Genomic DNA, 17611 nt, shown 5'->3' on the forward strand with positions numbered 1-17611 from the left:
TGAAGGAAAGCCGAGGGTTTCTGGCTGGAACAGATCCCCTGTTTTCGTGCGTTTCCTTTGGCTGAACCTACAAAAGAACTGTCAGCTGCGGACCGGCGTTTCCGGCCTACACCTCAATAGATGGGCAGAATCGCCGTCCATCGTCCATTTATATCGAAACACAGATCCGCATCCGGATCACAAGGGGCGACGCGATGTTTCAGATCGTATCTGAATAAGATCAGGTCCCCGATGTCGGAATAATTCTCCACTTTCATGAGCTTGTTGTGCGACGAGACGATTTCCGTGGCACCCTGATCGAAGTTCCTGCCCTTCTTGCTCAAATTCAGGATGAGCCCGTAGTTCACCGGAAAACGAGGATGGGTATGCCAATCGAAGAACCCTCCTCCTCTCGGGTAATGGATGATCTGGATGCGTTTCTTTTCTGAAACGATCCGACGTTCATCGATCACAAATCTCGACTGGAAAGAGATCATTTCCCGAAACAGGTTTTCTACCGGCGTATCGGCAAACTCATTATCGAAATGCGTGAGCTGTATGGTTCTGAAAATTCTGTCCGTTTCCACCCTGCTCGGTAATACATCGATGGAATAGAAAAAACCGTTTTCATCTTTTCTATGAGGCAGCTTCCGCATTTTCTGATGACAGAGACCAACCGCCTTGTCGCAGAGATCGCCACTCAGGAAATCCTTGATGACGTAGAGCTCATTATCGAAATAGGGCGTTATTGCGTAGCCCGCATTCTCAACCGCGTTTATGTCGATCATGGCAACTCCAACGTCTTTTGATTTTCGGCTTTCGGGAGTGTGGCCAGGAAACATTAAAATACATTCGAATACTCTGCCGCAACCGAAGGCGCGCATGGAATACGCTTGGCGGCAAAACAATGATTTGCGGCCTCAGATCAAGGACTGTCTCCATCCTAAATCCGCACACGACGCTCCGCTCGTTCAGATCCCGTACGGTTGGTACCGGTCTGAATATGCTTGTTTGGAGGTCGAATTCTACGGCGCCCGGATCACCCGCGGCTTGCTTCTGGAAAGTATGAGAGGCATAGCCGCCTTAGCGATCCACTTCCATCGGAAGCTCGGACCGGAGATATGATCGTCGACCCAATCAAGCAGCCCTCGCCGCTTTCGGCGCTATCTGTCGACACCTGACTTCTGACAACGGCGCTGTCCGCAACAGAGCAAACCTCAGAAGTGGTTCTTGTAATCTTCTATGCTGACCCAATCGTTGACAATTCGATCCGCAAGCAAGGGAGCGGCCCTGCCTTCATCGAGAAGATGATTTGACGGGTCCGGGTTGGAATAGGATTCGTTCAAAATACCCTTTGAAAAATCGATCGTTTCCAGGGTTATGTCGATGTAATAGACACCCAATTTCCGGGCGAGGCTCTGCAGCCGGCTATTGTACACCAAAGTCAGCGCTGTCCTTTGATATTGCGTCGCCTTCACTTCCGCGCGCGCGCCTTTCAGGAACTTCCTATCGGCATCATCGGGAATGGTCGGTAGGACGCTTCCGAAGATGCAGACCCGCTCCGGTTCGTATTTTGGCAAAATGTAGCTGGTGACAAATTTCTCGTAATTTTTCAACGACCGCTCGAGCTGATCGAAAATGGAAACCTTTTTCTGTTGCGCGAGGTACCAGAATACGAAACCGCAATCGACCTCACCCAACATGATCCCGACATAGTCGTATTTCCCCTCTTCAAGGTCCATGAGCTGTTCCTTGAAGACATCCATGCCATCGAAACTCGCATTCGGATTGACGGCACCTTGAGGCGTAACACCACCCACGCATAGGACGTCGATCTCGAGTTCTCTGTTGTCCGGAATGTTGTCGAACTGGTACTGAACAGCGACACCGTTCAGCTGTTGGACATAAATATCGCCAAGCAACAGCAATCGACTCATTTCGCTACCCTTTGCCTATGTGTCGAAACAAGCAAACCTTATCGTCCCCGTCGACATGAGCATCTATGCGGCTGTCTTGTAATCATCCAACACTTTTTTGGATGGATTTGCAGGAAGCCGCAGGCTCCACCGACGCCTTACTCCCACTCGATGGTTCCCGGAGGCTTCGACGTGATGTCATAGGTGACGCGGTTGATCCCCTTCACCTCGTTTATGATCCGCGTGGCGGTTTCCCCGAGGAACTCGTGACTGAAGGGATAGTAATCCGCCGTCATTCCGTCGACGCTGGTTACCGCGCGCAGGGCGCAGGCGTAGTCATAGGTCCGCCCGTCGCCCATGACCCCAACGGTGCGCACAGGAAGGATCGCGACGAAGGCCTGCCAGATCTCGTCATACAGTCCATGCTTGCGGATCTGGTCGATGTAAACCGCATCGGCCTGGCGCAGGATATCCAGCTTATCGTGGGTAATCTCGCCGGGACAGCGGATCGCAAGACCAGGGCCGGGAAAGGGATGGCGTCCGATGAAACTCTCCGGCAGGCCGAGTTCACGCCCTAGCGCCCTGACCTCGTCCTTGAACAATTCGCGCAGGGGTTCGACCAGTTTCAGACCCATCTTTTCCGGCAGGCCGCCCACGTTGTGGTGCGACTTGATCGTCACCGACGGGCCGCCTGAGAAGCTGACGCTTTCAATCACGTCCGGATAGAGTGTGCCCTGAGCCAGAAACTCCGCACCTTCGATCTCGTTGGCATGCTTCTGGAACACGTCGATGAAGAGCCGGCCGATGATCTTGCGCTTTGTTTCCGGATCCGACTGGCCTTCCAACTCGCCGAGGAACAATTCACTCTCGTCCGCGTGAATGAGCGGGATGTTGTAATGGTCCCGGAACATGCTGACGACTTCGTCGGCCTCGTTCAGGCGCAGCAGGCCATGGTCGACGAAGACACAGGTCAACTGGTCGCCGATCGCCTCGTGGATCAGAACAGCGGCGACCGAACTGTCCACGCCGCCGGAGAGGCCGCAGATGACCTTCTTGTCACCGACCTGTTCGCGGATCTTCGCGATGGCATCCTCACGATAGGCGCCCATGGTCCAGTCACCGGTGAAGCCCGCGATCTTGATAAAGTTCTCGTAGAGCTTCCGGCCGTTCGGTGTGTGGTGCACTTCCGGATGGAACTGGACCGCATAGAAATGGCGCGACGGATCGGCGGTGATCGCAAAGGGCGCATTCGGAGAAGTGCCGTAGACTTCGAAACCAGGAGCGATCTCGCTGACGTGATCGCCGTGGCTCATCCAGACCTGTTCGCGCTCGTCCTCGAACCAACCGTTTAAAAGATCCAGCTTTTCGCCTTTGGGAACGACATAGGCCCGGCCGAACTCAGCCGTCTTGTGTCCCCGCTCAACCTTTCCGCCAAGCATCTGCATCATGGCCTGCTGGCCGTAGCAGATCCCCAGGATCGGAATACCCAGATCGAACACCGAACTCGGCGGCATCGGCGCCCCTTCGTCGAAGACGGAGCACGGTCCACCGGAGAAAATCACCGCCTTGGGCGAAAACTCGGCCAGGAAGGCGTCGGTGACGTTCTGATAGGGGTGAATTTCGCAGTAGACTTTCAGCTCGCGCAGGCGCCGGGCGATAAGCTGGGTGACTTGGGAGCCGAAATCGATGATCAGGAGACGGTCATGCTGGGTCATGGCAAGCTTCTAATGCCTTCCGCCGGGAAATTGAACCACCAATAACAACGGCTTCCCGCATTTTCGCAGGAAATATGGGGGATGACACCGCTGATGCGATCCCTCGCCCTATTCCCACCCAATCCGTTCATCAGGATCGGCAGCCGATGCCAAGAAGCCGTTTGATAACGTGCGATTCGCTTTTGACGGTTTCCAATTGCGCTCCTAGGCTTGGTCGTATCAGTGGCGCCGAACCGCCGGTTCGCGCAAAATGTAAGGACAATTTCATGACATCTTCGGCCAGGCGCGCCTTTGAACATGCATTGTCCCTGGAGCGGGCCGGAGATGGCGAGGCCGCCCTTGCCGCCTATCTGGAAGCGCTTGATCTGGCGCCTGACGACGTCGAAATCGCCTACCGGACGGCAACGGCCCTTTTGCGTGCCGGCATGCTGGAGGAAGCCGTCTCCCAGCTCAGGCGAATCGTCTTCGCCGAACCGGCCCACACGGCGGCCCGCGCCAACCTCGGCAACTGCCAACTCCTGCTCGGCGACCTGGCCAATGCCGAGCTCAATTTCCAGGAAGTCCTGGAAGGCGCGCCAGACAATCACAACGCGCTTTTTGGTCTGGCGACCGTCCGGTTGCAACAGGACAAACCGCAGGAAGCTCTCGCTCCCGCCCAACGGCTCCTCGACCTTCTTCCAAACAGCGCCCCTGCCCAGACGCTCTATGCCCAAAGCCGTGCCCGCGACCCGCAGCCATCGGCGTCCATAGCCGCCTTCCGCAAGGCCCTTCACATCGACCCGGCCTATGTCCCGGCGCTCACTGGCCTGGCCGAAGTCTTGATTCGGGCGCGGCGTTTCAAGGAGGCGATCGCGCTTGGAAAAGAAGCCATGGCCCTTCAACCTGCCAATGCCGATGCATACCGCATTGTCGCCAGCGCCCATCAGGCAGCTGGTGAATTCGGCACCGCACGGGATGTGCTCCTAAAAGCGCTGAGCCTGAAACCCGGGGACGCCGATGTGCTCACGCGCCTCAGCGTCGCGAGCCGCAAGCTGGAGGATTACGCGGCAGCCCTGCTGCATGCCTGGCAAGCCCACACCAGACAGCCGAACAGCAAGGAGGCCGGAAATGCGCTGGGGTCTGCACTTGCCGCCTTGGGGCACCCCAAGGATGCCAAGGCTGTCTTGACCGCGATTGCCCAGAAGCGCCGGTTGGAACCGGATGTCGAAAGCCGCATCTCGGCCCTGTGTGCGGAGACCGAAGCGCGAGAGCGCAGCGGAATCGCGGCAGCAGAGACCATTCCGGCCGAACCATCCGGTCCGGGAACAGACGAAGAAGAAAAGAAATAGGCCTCTTCAGCCCGTTCTTTCCATCAGTGCCAAAAAGAATCCGTCAGTCCGCGTCGTTGCCGGGGTCAGCATGATGTCACCCCGGTCATTGGCATAGGCCGGCTCAGCAACACCCGGCAGCCGCGTGCGCCATGTTTCCAGCGCCGAGACAGGAGAAAAACCAGAGTTCTGCGATAGAAACCAGGTGACCTGATCGGCATTTTCCTCGGGCAACAGCGAGCAGGTCACATAGGCGAGCCGTCCGCCCGGCTTAACGTATTGCGATGCGTTGGCAAGAACCTTGCGCTGATCTTCGATGCGATCCGCGAGCGCCTTTTCCGACAGGCGCCACTTGGAATCCGGACGCCTGCGCCAGACACCCGTTCCGGTGCAGGGCGCATCGACAAAGACGAGATCCATCTCACCGGCGAGGCCATCCAGTCCAGCGCTTTTGGGGTCGCGAACCTGGACATTGCGCGCGCCGGCCCGCTGCAACCGTTCATGGATCGGCGCGAGCCGCAAGCGGTCCGCATCATAGGCGTAGATCTGGCCACGGTTTTCCATCTGGGCCGCAAGCGCCAGCGTCTTGCCGCCGCCACCGGCGCAATAGTCAAGCACCTGCATGCCCGGCTCCGGCCCGGCCAGCAGCGAAACCAGTTGACTCGCCTCATCCTGAAGTTCGAACCAGCCTTTGCGATAGCCTTCTTCCGCCTGCACATGCGGCATGCGCGCAGCACCCGGCTTCGGCGCGATCCGCATACCGACAGGCGACAACGGACACGCTACGGCGCCTGCATGGGAAAGGCGTTTGAGCAGCTTCTCCCGGTCCGATTTCAAGGTATTGACCCGCAGATCGATCGGCGCCCGGGCTGCGAGCGCCTGGCCTTCGGCGACGGCATTTTCGCCGAACACCTGCTGGAATTGCGGCCAGAGCCATTCGGGAACATCGGCAGCCGCAGCGCCTTCCACCGGCTGGTCCGGTTCGCCCGTAAGAGTTATCCGTTCCGCATCGCTCAAGGCTTCCGGGGCATGCTGATCCTCGGACAGGACGGTTTCGAGCCGTTCCAGGCCGTTTTCCCACGTCAGCGCATAAGTCGCCAGCGCCAGCAGGCGCGGACTGTCCGACCCCACCCGGCAGGCAAGGCTCGCCTTGTGGCGCAAGGCATCGAAGACCAGATTACCGATGACCGTCCGGTCACCGGAACCGGCGAACCGGTGCGCGGTCCCCCAATCCTTCAGGGCATTTTGAACCGGGCGATGGCGGGTCTCGACCTCTTCGAGAACCTCAATTGCCGCAGATAGGCGTCCGCCATCCTTCATGAAAAACTCCAGCCCGTCATCGGCAATCAGGTCGATGACACGGTATAGGTATTACACATTCGTCGGGTAATTCGGGCTTTCGCGCGTGATGGTGACATCATGCGCATGGCTCTCGCGGAGACCGGCTCCGGAAATACGCACGAAACGCGCCTTTTCCTGGAATTCCGAAATCGTCTTTCCGCCCACATACCCCATCGCCGCACGCAGGCCGCCGGCCAGCTGATGCAGCACGCTCGACAGAGCGCCCTTGTAAGGCACCTGTCCTTCAATTCCTTCCGGCACGAGCTTCAGCGTATCGCGCACTTCCGCCTGGAAATAGCGGTCCGCGGAACCGCGTGCCATGGCGCCGACCGACCCCATGCCCCGGTAGGACTTATAGGAACGTCCCTGGTGAAGGTAGACCTCACCGGGGCTTTCCTCGGTTCCAGCCAGCAGGGAACCGACCATGACGGAGGATGCACCGGCGGCGATCGCCTTGGCAAGGTCGCCGGAATATTTGATTCCACCGTCGGCGACGACCGGAATGTCGTGCTTGTTGGCTTCTTCCACCGATTCCAGGATCGCGGTCAGCTGAGGAACACCGACACCCGCCACGATCCGGGTGGTGCAGATGGATCCCGGACCGATCCCGACCTTTACCGCATCCGCACCGGCATCGATCAGGGCCTTGGTAGCCTCCGATGTCGCCACGTTGCCGGCCAGGACCTGGACGGAATTCGACAGGGTCTTGACCTTGGACACCATTTCCAGGACCCGTGCGGAGTGACCGTGCGCGGTGTCGACGACGACCATGTCAACACCGGCATCGACCAGACGTTCGGCACGTGCCATACCCTCATCCCCGACGCTGGTCGCAGCCGCGACGCGCAGCCGACCCTGATCGTCCTTAGACGCATTGGGATTAAGTTTGGCCTTTTCCATATCCTTGACGGTGATGAGGCCGATGCAGTTGTTTTCGCCGTCGACCACCAGCAGTTTTTCAATGCGGTGCTGATGCAGCAGGCGCTTGGCTTCATCCTGGCTGACGCCGTCGGAAACGGTGACCAGGTTTTCACGGGTCATCAGTTCGTAGACCTTCTGGCCCGGGTTCGATGCGAAGCGCACATCGCGGTTGGTGAGGATCCCGACCAGCCGTCCGGTGTGCTGACCGCCCTGCCCGCCGTTTTCCACCACCGGAACGCCGGAAATCCCGAACCGTTCCATCAGATCGAGGGCGTCCTGCAAGGTCGCGTCCGGACCGATGACCAGCGGATTGACCACCATGCCGGATTCGAATTTCTTCACCTTGCGGACCTCTTCGGCCTGCTGGTCGAGCGACAGATTGCGGTGAATGACGCCGATCCCGCCGGCCTGGGCCATGGCAATCGCAAGACGGCCTTCGGTGACCGTATCCATTGCGGAAGAGATGATCGGCAGATTGAGAACCAAGTCCTTGGTCACCCGGGAGCGAAGCTCCGTCTGACCCGGCATGACTTCCGAATGTCCGGGGATCAGCAGGACATCATCGAAGGTGAGCGCTTCCATTCCGGTCGCCGGAACAAAGAATGAGGCCATTGCCAATTCCCCCTGAGCTAGTGGGCATGAGTTAATGAGCATGTGCGACGCAGGAACGGTGGGGTTCTTGCATCTGACGATTCGCTTCGGCTTTGCCGGAGAAGTTGGCGCGGGTCAATAACATGCAGGTGACAGGAAGAAAAGCCCCTGTCCCGCGAAACCGGCAGCAAGTTTGCCGCAACCGGAGGATCGAAGGCTATTCGCGTTCGTCTTCCTCGCTCATGCCGCGGAATCCCTTGGCGATCACATAGAGTTCCGGGCTTTCCTTGCGGCTGGCCGGCGGCTTAAGGTGAGAGACGGTCTTGAATTCCCGCTTCAAATCGGCAAGCAGCTCGTTTTCCGTTCCCCCGCGAAACACCTTGGCCAGGAACGAACCGCCGGGCACCAGATTGTGGCGGGCAAAATCGATCGCGATCTCGAAGAGATGGGTCGTGCGCAGATGATCCGTCTGGCGGTGACCGGTCGTCGGCGCTGCCATATCGGAGAGAACCACATCCGGCTTGTGACCGCCGAGCGCCTCGATCAAGGCGTCGGGCGCATCATCGTCCAGGAAATCCTTTTTCAGAAAAACAGCGCCGCGGACATGGTCCATGTCGAGATAGTCGATGCCGACGACCTTCGGTGCGTCCACGCTCGATTGCACGCGTTCGACTGCGACCTGACACCAGCCACCCGGCGCCGCCCCCAGATCGACCACTCGGTAGCCGGGTTTGAGGAGCCTGTGCTTATCGTCGATTTCAATCAGCTTGTAGGCCGCACGCGACCGGTAGCCGTCGGCCTTCGCCCGGCGCACATATGGATCGTTCAGCTGCCGCTGCAGCCAGCGGGTGGAGGATTCGCGCCGGCCGGCTGCGGTTTTCACGCGCACACTCAGACCCCGGTCGCCGGATCCCCGTTTTGATCGGCTCATGGTTTGCCTCTTTGACGGCCCGTTTGCCGGCCGTTCGTTTTTCTTCTCGACCACACACCATCGGCGGCCATCAATTCTGTCAGAATGCCTTCGCGCAGACCGCGGTCGGCGACGCGCAGCCTGGAGCAGCTCCAGCGGCGGCGGATCGCCTCAAGGATGGCGCAGCCGGCAAGCACTAGATCGGCACGATCCGCCCCAATACAAGGGTTTTCGACGCGCTCTTCGTAAGGCATGTCGCGCAGGCGATCAATCATAGCCCCAACCTGGGTGTTCTCAAGCCATGCGCCATCGACCCTCCTGCGGTCATAGCGCTTCAACCCGAAATGGACGCCTGCAAGCGTCGTCACCGTCCCTGACGTGCCGAGCATATGCACCCGGCCAGAGGCAATCGCCGCCGTCAGTTCCTCTCCCAGGCTGAAAGCCGCCAAGTGTTCGGCGGCATCGGCCACCATGGCCTCGAAGATATCCGGCGTGACGTGCACGCCACCGTGACGCTCGGCGAGATTGACAACGCCTACGGGAAGGGAAATCCAGGAGCGGATGAACCGGGTCAGGGCATAGCCGCGCGCGCCGCACCGATTGCGCAGGTCCAGCCAGACAATTTCCGAAGATCCACCACCGATATCGAACAGGATGACGCCTTCGGCTTCCTGGTCGACAAGCGAAACGCATCCGGCCACGGCAAGCCGGGCTTCGGTTTCGCGGTTGACGATTTCTAGTGCGAGCCCTGTTTCCGCCTGAACGCGGGCAATGAACTCCGTTCCATTTTCGGCCGCCCGGCAAGCTTCGGTGGCGATCAGCCGCGACCGTTCCACACCGCGTTCGGCCAGCTTGCGGTGACAATTGGCGAGCGCATCGATCGCCCGGTCCATCGCCGCTTCGCCCAGACGCTTGTGCGCTCCGACACCCTCGCCCAGCCGCACAATTCGCGAATAGGCATCAACGACCCGGAAACCGCGCTCCTCGGGCCGCGCAATCAGCAGACGGCAGTTGTTGGTTCCCAGATCCAGCGCGGCATAGAGCTTGCGGTTCTCTTGACGTGCGACCGGATTCCGGCTTCGGCTTGCCGCACCGGCTCTAGGCGCACGACCGCGTCCCTCCGGCTGGTTCTTGCCAAGGACCGGCCTTCTGCGCCCGGATCTGGACGATTGCGGCTGGGCTCCGTTCACGGGTGTTGCCGGCAGATCCTCCGATCTGCGGGTTTCATCGTCGCTCGGATTGTCCCGGGTCGCGATCCTCTCGGCCGCTTCCCGGCCCGCGCCACCATTTTTGCCACCACGCTTGCGGTTACGCCGACGCTTTGCCTTCTGGCCCTTTGCGCTTCGCGGACCGTCGGCTGGGTTCCGCCCGTCCGCGGCCATATCCGCCCTTGCCTGCAAACCGCCGTTTGCAGGCCTGCAATCTGCCTGAAGTGCCGATGCGAGGCCGGAATCCGCCTGTCCGCTGGAGGATGCCGCTGCTGGCGGAGCGGAACGTTGCGCTCCGTTTTCCACCGCGCTGTGCATCTTGCCGCCACGCCGCCTGCGTCGCCGGCGTTTGGACCGCGTTTGCGCCTTGAGGGCGCTGTCGATTCCGGACGCATCAGGGGCACCGCGCCCGGGTTCGGGCGGTTCCTGACCTGACTGTGTCACGTTTCAGCCTTTCGGCACGAAGCCGGACCGCAAGCGCTCCGCCCCATGCATATCTTTCGTTGGTGAAACTGTAACAGGTTGTCTGTGCGGCGAAAAGCGTCAGATTTTAATTAAAGGGCTTCCGGCTCCCGGCCCTGCGTGACAGTGAGACCGGACACTTGAAAAATGCATCTGCCCTGTTGCATCCTGCCCCAAGTTGGATATATACGCTGCCTACAAGGTTGGCGCCTTGGCCCGCTCGGGTCGAAACTGCCCTGCATTGCCCTGACGAAAGCGATCTCAGCGGCGTGCCCCTGTTGGGGAATAGGTTAACGGTAGACCCGCGGACTCTGACTCCGTTAGTCCTGGTTCGAATCCAGGTTCCCCAGCCACCTACCTTCAAAATATCGGCATATTTCCTTAGCAACGCTTGACCTCCGCCTTCTTGCTCCTGCGATTCTGGGTAACAATCGGGGCCTATATAGCTAAGTCGAACCTCCCCTCCCGCGCAATCGGGACGGAAATCTGCGCCGCGCTGCGCCGCCGAACGCCAAGCAAGGCCGAGATTAGGCTGCCGAGCATGGGCCCGAACAGGAACGGCAGAGGCAGGTTCTGAAAACAGAGGGCCGCCAAACCGGCCACCGAAAGCGCAAGCGACGTTGCCTACTGCCTTAACTTGGTCTTGTTGAATTCAAAAGCCAAGAGAAACGCTACTCGGAAAGCGGTGCAACTGCATTCTACTGTATACTAAATTTACTCCAGCAAATGGACGGTGACGGGATTTCGTCCAGATCCCCTCCGCACACAGGGACTCAGCGGCGCTCGAAAAGTAAGGTAAGGCGAGCCTCAAGGGCGTGGCGGATGTGAGCGCGTGCCGCCTGTTCGGCCGCCTCCGGCGAGCGCGCCTCAATGGCGGCCAGAATCAGGCCGTGCTCGACTTCGGCGCCCTCCACACGCCCCTCGACGGTGAAGGTCGTGTCCGAAAGCAATGCAAGTGAGTCGTTCAGATCCTGCAGCATGCGGATCAGATAGGTATTGTGAGCCGCTTCGTAGATCGCCTCATGGAAGATCATGTTGATCCGCGCACGCTCAGAAGAATCGCTCTCCGACCTGAAAAACATCTCAGCCACGTGCTTGAGGCCGGCGATTTCGCTTGAAGAGGCATTTTCCGCCGCAAAACGGGCGGCTGCGCCCTCCAGAACGCCACGCATGGCGTAAAGTTCCATGACCTGGGATCGGGTAAGTTCGACGATCGTCCAGCCGCCACGCGCGCTTTCGACCAGACCCCTCGCCTGCAGCCGCGCCAGTGCCTCGCGCACCGGCGTGCGGCTGACGCCGAGTAGAGTCGCGATCTCGTCTTCGCGCATCCGCGACCCCGGCGGCAGCGTGCCGTTACGGATCCGCTCCAGCAGTGCCTGATAGACCTTGCTACCCCGGGAGCTATCTCCCCGGCCGCGTTCCTGCCGTCCCAACATTACGTCCTGATTCACCATCCTGCCTCTTTCATGGGGCCGTTCCTTCACGCCGTCGGAGCAGCGATCCGGCATCATAGGCATAAAAATACCTTCTGGAAATTTTAGTCGACATTAGTATACAAAGGTATCCTATTTATATATATACGTCGGACATGGTCCGGAGGCCCCGCCTTCCGGGAAATGAGGGGGAGAGCAGCATTATGACAGTTGAGAGCATCGACACCGATGTTCTGGTGATCGGCGGCGGCAATGCGGCGCTCTGCGCAGCCATCGCCGCCCGACGCAAAGGCGCGAAGGTGCTGGTGGTCGAGGGCGCGCCGAAATTCTACCGGGGCGGCAACACCCGCCACACCCGCAACATGCGCTGCGCCCATGACACGGCGACCGACACGCTGACCGGCCCCTATACGGAAGACGAATTCTGGGACGACCTGCTGCGCGTGACCGAAGGCAACACCGATGAGGCGCTTGCCCGGCACATGATCACCAAGTCCAAGGAAATGCTGACCTGGATCACCGAACAGGGCGTACGGTTCCAGCCGTCCCTCGGCGGCACTCTGAGCCTGGGGCGCACCAACTCCTTCTTCCTCGGCGGCGGCAGGGCGATGCTGAACGCACTCTACCTGACGGCGGAAAAGCTCGGTATCGACGTGCTCTACGATGCCCCGGTGGCAAGCCTTGAGATCGACAACGGCACGTTCCGCTCCGCCACTGCCAGGGTCAACGGCAAAGACACGAAAATCACCGCCAAGTCCCTCGTTGCCGCTGCTGGCGGTTTCGAGGCGAATATCGACTGGCTGAAAGAAGGCTGGGGCGAATGCGCGGAAAACTTCCTGATCCGCGGCACGCCTTATAATCGGGGCGACGTGCTGAAGATGCTGCTGGGCAGCGGCGTGGAAGCCATCGGCGATCCGACCCAGTGCCACGCGGTCGCCATCGACGCGCGGGCGCCGAAATTTGATGGCGGCATCATCACCCGTCTCGACTGCGTCGTCTTCGGCATCGTGGTCAACCGGAAGGCGGAACGTTTCTATGACGAAGGCGAGGACTTCTGGCCAAAGCGCTACGCCATCTGGGGCCGGCTCGTTGCCGCCCAACCGGACCAGATCGCCTATATCATCTTCGACAGCAAATCCCTGAAGAAGTTCATGCCGTCCCTGTTCCCACCGATCGAGGCGCAATCGATCGCGGAACTGGCGCAGAAGCTCGAGCTTCCGGCGGACACGCTTGAAGCAACGGTCAACGGTTTCAACGATGCGGTTCAGCCGGGCACCTTCGATCACACGGTCTTCGACGACTGCCGCACCAGGGGGCTTGCGATCGAAAAGACCCATTGGGCAACGAAGCTGGAAGACCCGCCCTACTATGCCTATCCGGTGCGGCCGGGCATCACCTTCACCTATCTCGGCACCCGCGTCGACAAGGAAGCCCGAATGCAGATGGCTTCGGGCGGGGGAGCGGAAAACATGTTTTCGGCCGGGGAAATCATGGCCGGCAACGTGCTCGGCAAGGGCTATGCCGCAGGCGTCGGCATGACCATCGGCAGTGTCTTCGGAAAAATCGCAGGCGAAGGAGCCGCTCAGCATGCATGCAACTGATCATCTGCAGGAAGCGGAACGGCTGATGACGGTCTGCAACTCGTGCCGCTATTGCGAGGGCGTGTGCGCGGTCTTCCCCGCCATGGAACTGCGCCGGAGCTTTGCCGACGGCGACCTGAACTACCTGGCGAACCTCTGCCACAACTGCGGCGCCTGCTACGCGGACTGCCAGTTCTCGCCGCCGCACGAGTTCAATGTCAACGTGCCGAAAACCCTCTCTCAGGTTCGCACCGACAGCTACCGGCACTACGCCTGGCCGAAGGCGTTTCAGCCGATGTTCGACCGCAACGGCCTCGCCATTGCGATCGTCGCGGCCCTGTCCATCGCAGGCTTCATCCTCGGCTTTGCGGTCTGGCACGACCCGTCGGCGCTGACTTCGACCACCGGCAACTTCTATAAGCTGATGCCGCATAACGCGATGGCCGGCCTGTTCGGCGCTGTCGCGCTCTATGCGGCGCTGGCCCTGATCATGGGTTTTGCCAATTTCTGGAAGGATGTCGGCGTGAGTAGCGTTGCCGCCGGGTCCGGGCTTTCCCTGTGGCAGGCGGTCAAGGATGCTGCCGCGCTTCGCTATCTCGATGGCGGCGGGGTCGGTTGCTACAATGAGGACGAACGGCCGACCGACAACCGGCGGCTCTATCATCACCTCACCTTCTACGGCTTCCTGTTGTGCTTTGCGGCCACTTGTACCGGCACGATCTATCATTACGGCTTCGGCTGGGAAGCGCCCTACGGCCTGTTCTCGCTGCCGAAACTGTTCGGCATTCCCGGCGGGATCGGCCTTGTGATCGGCCCGATCGGACTGATGAAGGCCAAGTTGACACGGTATCCGGACATGGTCGACAAATCGAAATTGGGCATGGAGACCGCCTTCCTTGCCATGATGTTTGCGACCGGACTGACCGGCCTGCTGCTGATGGCTCTCAGGGACACCCCGGCGCTCGGCATTACCTTGTCCCTTCACCTCGGCGTCGTCTTCGCCCTGTTCCTGACCATGCCCTACGGCAAGTTCGTGCATGGCTTCTATCGCTTCGGCGCTCTGGCGCTTTATGCGGCGGAAACGAAGGCCGATCGTCCCGCAACTGCAGGCAAGACCGCATGACCCAAATCGGCAACCGCTTCGGCGTGAACACCTATTCCTATACCCAGAGCATGCGTGCCTCAGACTGTCTGCGGCACTTGGCAGAACTGGGTGTGGCGGAAATCGAACTGATGCTTTATCCCGGCCATCTCTGGATTTCAGATGGACCCGAGGCGGTCGCGGAAACCTGCAAGGCGCTTGGCGATAGCAGCCTGACGCTCACCACGATCAACACCCCGAACATCGATCTGAACATTGCCGCCGCCGCAGAGGAAATGCGACGCGCGAGCCTTGAGCTCAACAGCGCGTTTCTGCATCTCGGCTCGGACCTCGGCGCAAAGGCGATGGTCCTCGGCCCGGGCAAGCCCAACCCGCTGTTCCCGCTGTCGAACGACGTTCTGGAAGGCTATTTCTTTCAGGCGCTCGATACGCTTCTGCCCCTGGCGGCGCGTCTTGGCATCGAAATCTGGATCGAGAACATGCCCTTCGCCTTCCTGCCGGATGCGGAAGGCCTGATGGCGTCCCTCGCGCGCTATGGCGAGGCGGACCTGAAAATCTGCTACGATGTCGCCAACGGCCATTTCATCGGCGAGGATCCGGTCGAGGGACTGAAGACAGTCGCCTCCCGCCTTGCCCTTGTCCACCTGTCGGACACCACCCGTCAGATCTACCGGCACGATGCAGTCGGTGAAGGCGATCTCGATTTCGAGGTTCTGCCGGACGCAATCGCCGCCGTCGGCCATAAGGAGCGACCCATTCTGGAGATCATTTCCAGAGACCCCGAACGGGACTTTCCCCGGTCCGTGGCCGCCCTGAAGAATTACGGATTTTAAGAAAAAACCCGACCGTCGAAACGGCCGGGCAAGGAGGGCAAAGTCTGCTTTCCTCTATGATGACCCGGCTTCAGATCATCCCGCCGTTCGGCTGGACGATCTGGCCAAGGACCCAGGACGCCTTGTCGGAGGCGAGAAACGCCACGACTTCGGCGATTTCCTCCGGCTGGCCAACCCGGTTGAGCGGGCTCATGGCGGCGGACCGTTTCAGGGCTTCCTCGTTCTTGCCGGCACGGAAAAGATCCGTATCGACCGGCCCCGGCGCCACGCCGTTGACCCGGACACCCCGGCCCGCCAGCTCCTTCGACATGGATCGGATCAGACATTCGACCGCCGCCTTGGTTGCGCTGTAGGGTCCGACCCCTGGTACTGCATTGCGAACCAGAGACGTGGTGGTGGCGATGATCGAGCCGTTATCAGCCACGTTCCGGGCGGCTGCCGCGAGGATGTTGAACGCGCCGACGATATTGACTTCGACCAGCTTGCGGAAATTGTCCGGATCGAACTGGGCCATCGGCCCGGGAGGCACGTTGATTCCCGCATTGGCCAGCACGCATGTCGGCGCTGCCCCGAAATCTTGAGCCACATCGGCAAAGACCTTCGCGACTTCGTCCGGCTTCGTGATGTCGACCTTGTAGCCCTGGACGCGAGTGCCTGCGGCCGCGGTCACTGCATCCGGCGCGCTGCTGACATAGGTATAGGCGACGTCGAACCCGTCCTGGTTCAGTTTCTTCACGCAGGCGGCGCCAATACCCCGGGACCCGCCGAAGACGATGGCGATTTTCTTGCTCATGATTGTTTCCTTGTTGTCGCCGGCAGGCCTCACCTGCCGGCAATCCGATTGAGAGTGAGTGTCAATTCAGTGAAATCGTGATGACGCGCTCTTCCGTCATTTCGTGAACCGCGTAATACGGCCCCTCCCGACCGAAGCCGCTGTCCTTCGAGCCGCCATAGGGCATCATGTCCACGCGCGAACTGGAGGTTTCGTTGATGTGAACGCCACCGACCTCAAGCTTCAAGGCGGTATGGAACGCATCCTTGATCCGATTGGTGAAAATACCCGACGCCAGGCCGAACGGTGTCGAATTGACCCGGTCGATCGCCTCTTCCAGCGTATCGAACGGAACCAGACAGACGACCGGTCCGAAGATTTCGCAGGCACCGACATTCATCGCGACATCGATGTCGGTCAGAAGGGTCGGTGCAAGCACGGCTCCCTGGCGCGTGCCGCCGGCAAGTGTGCGCGCACCCTTGGCGACGGCTTCGGCAATCCAGCTTTCGATCCGGATCGCTTCCTTTTCGGAAATCAACGGGCCGACGAACGTATCCGGGTCCTGCGGATCGCCGTAGGACAGGGCCTTGACCTTTGCCGTCAGTCGGTGCTGAACATCGGCCATGATCTTCCGATCGACCATCAGGATCTGGACCGAGGTGCAGACCTGACCGGCCTTGCGGTATCCCGCGTTGACGATCTTCGGCAGCGCCGTATCCAGGTCCGCGTCGTCGCACACCAGCGTGAAGGCGATCGAGCCGAGCTCCATCTGCGTCCGCCGCAGACCGGCTGCTTTCTGGATGCTTCGGCCGACTTCCGTGCTGCCGGTGAAGGCGAAAAACCTCACCCGGTCATCGCCGAGCAGGGCTTCGGCGATCCGCCCCCTGCCCTGAACCAGCGACAGAAAGCCTTTCGGCATGCCCGCCTCGACCAGGACCTCGACCAGCTTCATCGCCGTCAGGGGCGTGTTGCTGGACGGCTTCAGGATCACCGAATTGCCTGCAGCAAAGGCCGGCGCGATCTTGTGGGTCACGGTGTTGAGCGGTGCGTTGAACGGCGTGATCGCGGCAACGATCCCAAGCGGCACCCTGACCGTGAACGCCAGCCGGCCGGACTGGTTCGGCGCGCCTTCCAGAGGGATGACGTCTCCGGCGAGCCGGCGAGCCTCTTCCGCCGAAAGCCGAAGGGTCTGGATGCAGCGGTTGACCTCGCCGCCCGCGTCCGTAGCGGTAAAGCCTGCTTCCTGCTGCATGATACGGATGAAGTCGTCCCGTCGTTCTGCCACCAGCACCGAGGCACGGTCGAGGATCGCACCCCGCTCATAGGCAACCGGAGCGCCTGCCTTGAAAGCCGCGTGCGCGCTATCGATCACTTTGGCGATCTGTGCATCGCTCGGCGACGAAATGCTCGCCATGGGCTGGAGCGTGTATTTGTTCAGGAGCGTAAACGGCTCCCCCTCGCCCGGTTCCCAACTGCCGTCGATGTAGAGCGGAAAAGTCTCCGACTGACCCAGCCCAAAAGTGTCTCGCATATCATTCATG

General features: G+C 60.3%; 14 protein-coding genes and 1 tRNA gene. 5 read left to right on the forward strand and 10 right to left on the reverse strand.

The window, feature by feature from the left end:
• Window positions 1–113 precede the first annotated feature (113 nt).
• The 3 genes from ABIN98_RS27645 to guaA form a co-directional block, all read right to left on the reverse strand.
• Window positions 114–767 carry a hypothetical protein gene (locus ABIN98_RS27645; RefSeq protein ID WP_346915257.1) on the reverse strand — a complete coding sequence of 218 codons (654 nt, stop codon included), beginning with the start codon at window positions 765–767 and terminating at the stop codon, window positions 114–116.
• Window positions 768–1196: 429 nt separating this feature from the next.
• Window positions 1197–1916, reverse strand: a complete 720-nt coding sequence (locus ABIN98_RS27650) for a hypothetical protein (protein ID WP_394701640.1) — start codon at window positions 1914–1916, stop codon at window positions 1197–1199.
• A gap of 137 nt (window positions 1917–2053) precedes the next feature.
• The gene (gene guaA, locus ABIN98_RS27655; protein WP_346915261.1) at window positions 2054–3610 is read right to left on the reverse strand and encodes a glutamine-hydrolyzing GMP synthase; all 1557 of its coding nucleotides are present in this window, start codon (window positions 3608–3610) and stop codon (window positions 2054–2056) included.
• Window positions 3611–3876: 266 nt separating this feature from the next.
• Between guaA and ABIN98_RS27660 the strand changes: the two genes are divergently transcribed.
• Complete coding sequence (locus ABIN98_RS27660) at window positions 3877–4938, forward strand: tetratricopeptide repeat protein (protein WP_346915263.1); 1062 nt, start codon at window positions 3877–3879, stop codon at window positions 4936–4938.
• Between the two features lie 6 nt (window positions 4939–4944).
• On the opposite strand, the gene ABIN98_RS27665 is transcribed toward ABIN98_RS27660, so the two are convergent.
• The 4 genes from ABIN98_RS27665 to ABIN98_RS27680 form a co-directional block, all read right to left on the reverse strand.
• Entirely contained in the window at window positions 4945–6237 is a 1293-nt protein-coding gene (locus ABIN98_RS27665) for an RsmB/NOP family class I SAM-dependent RNA methyltransferase (protein ID WP_346915265.1), read from the reverse strand.
• A 51-nt stretch (window positions 6238–6288) separates the two neighbouring features.
• Window positions 6289–7791: an IMP dehydrogenase gene (gene guaB, locus ABIN98_RS27670; protein ID WP_346915267.1), complete on the reverse strand. Its 1503-nt coding sequence runs from the start codon at window positions 7789–7791 to the stop codon at window positions 6289–6291.
• A 196-nt stretch (window positions 7792–7987) separates the two neighbouring features.
• Entirely contained in the window at window positions 7988–8701 is a 714-nt protein-coding gene (locus tag ABIN98_RS27675) for an RlmE family RNA methyltransferase (protein ID WP_346915269.1), read from the reverse strand.
• Complete coding sequence (locus ABIN98_RS27680; protein WP_346915404.1) at window positions 8698–10206, reverse strand: Ppx/GppA phosphatase family protein; 1509 nt, start codon at window positions 10204–10206, stop codon at window positions 8698–8700. The genes ABIN98_RS27675 and ABIN98_RS27680 overlap by 4 nt, the downstream gene beginning before the upstream one ends.
• A gap of 423 nt (window positions 10207–10629) precedes the next feature.
• Here ABIN98_RS27680 and ABIN98_RS27685 point away from each other — a divergent pair.
• Window positions 10630–10703: transfer RNA gene (locus ABIN98_RS27685), tRNA-Gln, on the forward strand.
• A 420-nt stretch (window positions 10704–11123) separates the two neighbouring features.
• Here the strand turns inward: ABIN98_RS27685 and ABIN98_RS27690 are convergent.
• Complete coding sequence (locus tag ABIN98_RS27690) at window positions 11124–11786, reverse strand: GntR family transcriptional regulator (protein WP_346915271.1); 663 nt, start codon at window positions 11784–11786, stop codon at window positions 11124–11126.
• 200 nt (window positions 11787–11986) lie between these two features.
• Between ABIN98_RS27690 and tcuA the strand changes: the two genes are divergently transcribed.
• From tcuA to ABIN98_RS27705, 3 genes are read left to right on the forward strand one after another with little or no spacing between them, the layout of a single operon-like run.
• Entirely contained in the window at window positions 11987–13384 is a 1398-nt protein-coding gene (tcuA, locus tag ABIN98_RS27695) for an FAD-dependent tricarballylate dehydrogenase TcuA (protein ID WP_346915273.1), read from the forward strand.
• Window positions 13371–14486, forward strand: a complete 1116-nt coding sequence (tcuB, locus tag ABIN98_RS27700; protein ID WP_346915275.1) for a tricarballylate utilization 4Fe-4S protein TcuB — start codon at window positions 13371–13373, stop codon at window positions 14484–14486. Before tcuA ends, tcuB begins: the two co-directional genes overlap by 14 nt.
• Window positions 14483–15298, forward strand: coding sequence for a sugar phosphate isomerase/epimerase family protein (locus tag ABIN98_RS27705; RefSeq protein WP_346915277.1), 816 nt, complete (start codon window positions 14483–14485; stop codon window positions 15296–15298). Before tcuB ends, ABIN98_RS27705 begins: the two co-directional genes overlap by 4 nt.
• A gap of 70 nt (window positions 15299–15368) precedes the next feature.
• On the opposite strand, the gene ABIN98_RS27710 is transcribed toward ABIN98_RS27705, so the two are convergent.
• Both ABIN98_RS27710 and ABIN98_RS27715 read right to left on the reverse strand, forming a co-directional pair.
• Window positions 15369–16091 (reverse strand): SDR family oxidoreductase, encoded by a 723-nt coding sequence (locus ABIN98_RS27710; protein ID WP_346915279.1) that lies wholly within the window; start codon window positions 16089–16091, stop codon window positions 15369–15371.
• A gap of 61 nt (window positions 16092–16152) precedes the next feature.
• Window positions 16153–17610 carry an aldehyde dehydrogenase family protein gene (locus ABIN98_RS27715; RefSeq protein WP_346915281.1) on the reverse strand — a complete coding sequence of 486 codons (1458 nt, stop codon included), beginning with the start codon at window positions 17608–17610 and terminating at the stop codon, window positions 16153–16155.
• Window position 17611: the final 1 nt, after the last annotated feature.

Source organism: uncultured Roseibium sp. (genome assembly GCF_963675095.2).
Taxonomy (GTDB): domain Bacteria; phylum Pseudomonadota; class Alphaproteobacteria; order Rhizobiales; family Stappiaceae; genus Roseibium.

What these genes read in the sequence shown, in the direction of transcription:
- ABIN98_RS27645 (WP_346915257.1), bottom strand. Translation starts at nt 767, where the DNA reads ATGATCGACATAAACGCGGTTGAGAATGCGGGCTACGCAATAACGCCC.
- ABIN98_RS27650 (WP_394701640.1), bottom strand. Translation starts at nt 1,916, where the DNA reads ATGAGTCGATTGCTGTTGCTTGGCGATATTTATGTCCAACAGCTGAAC.
- guaA (WP_346915261.1), bottom strand. Translation starts at nt 3,610, where the DNA reads ATGACCCAGCATGACCGTCTCCTGATCATCGATTTCGGCTCCCAAGTC.
- ABIN98_RS27660 (WP_346915263.1), top strand. Translation starts at nt 3,877, where the DNA reads ATGACATCTTCGGCCAGGCGCGCCTTTGAACATGCATTGTCCCTGGAG.
- ABIN98_RS27665 (WP_346915265.1), bottom strand. Translation starts at nt 6,237, where the DNA reads ATGAAGGATGGCGGACGCCTATCTGCGGCAATTGAGGTTCTCGAAGAG.
- guaB (WP_346915267.1), bottom strand. Translation starts at nt 7,791, where the DNA reads ATGGCCTCATTCTTTGTTCCGGCGACCGGAATGGAAGCGCTCACCTTC.
- ABIN98_RS27675 (WP_346915269.1), bottom strand. Translation starts at nt 8,701, where the DNA reads ATGAGCCGATCAAAACGGGGATCCGGCGACCGGGGTCTGAGTGTGCGC.
- ABIN98_RS27680 (WP_346915404.1), bottom strand. Translation starts at nt 10,206, where the DNA reads ATGCACAGCGCGGTGGAAAACGGAGCGCAACGTTCCGCTCCGCCAGCA.
- ABIN98_RS27690 (WP_346915271.1), bottom strand. Translation starts at nt 11,786, where the DNA reads ATGTTGGGACGGCAGGAACGCGGCCGGGGAGATAGCTCCCGGGGTAGC.
- tcuA (WP_346915273.1), top strand. Translation starts at nt 11,987, where the DNA reads ATGACAGTTGAGAGCATCGACACCGATGTTCTGGTGATCGGCGGCGGC.
- tcuB (WP_346915275.1), top strand. Translation starts at nt 13,371, where the DNA reads ATGCATGCAACTGATCATCTGCAGGAAGCGGAACGGCTGATGACGGTC.
- ABIN98_RS27705 (WP_346915277.1), top strand. Translation starts at nt 14,483, where the DNA reads ATGACCCAAATCGGCAACCGCTTCGGCGTGAACACCTATTCCTATACC.
- ABIN98_RS27710 (WP_346915279.1), bottom strand. Translation starts at nt 16,091, where the DNA reads ATGAGCAAGAAAATCGCCATCGTCTTCGGCGGGTCCCGGGGTATTGGC.
- ABIN98_RS27715 (WP_346915281.1), bottom strand. Translation starts at nt 17,610, where the DNA reads ATGAATGATATGCGAGACACTTTTGGGCTGGGTCAGTCGGAGACTTTT.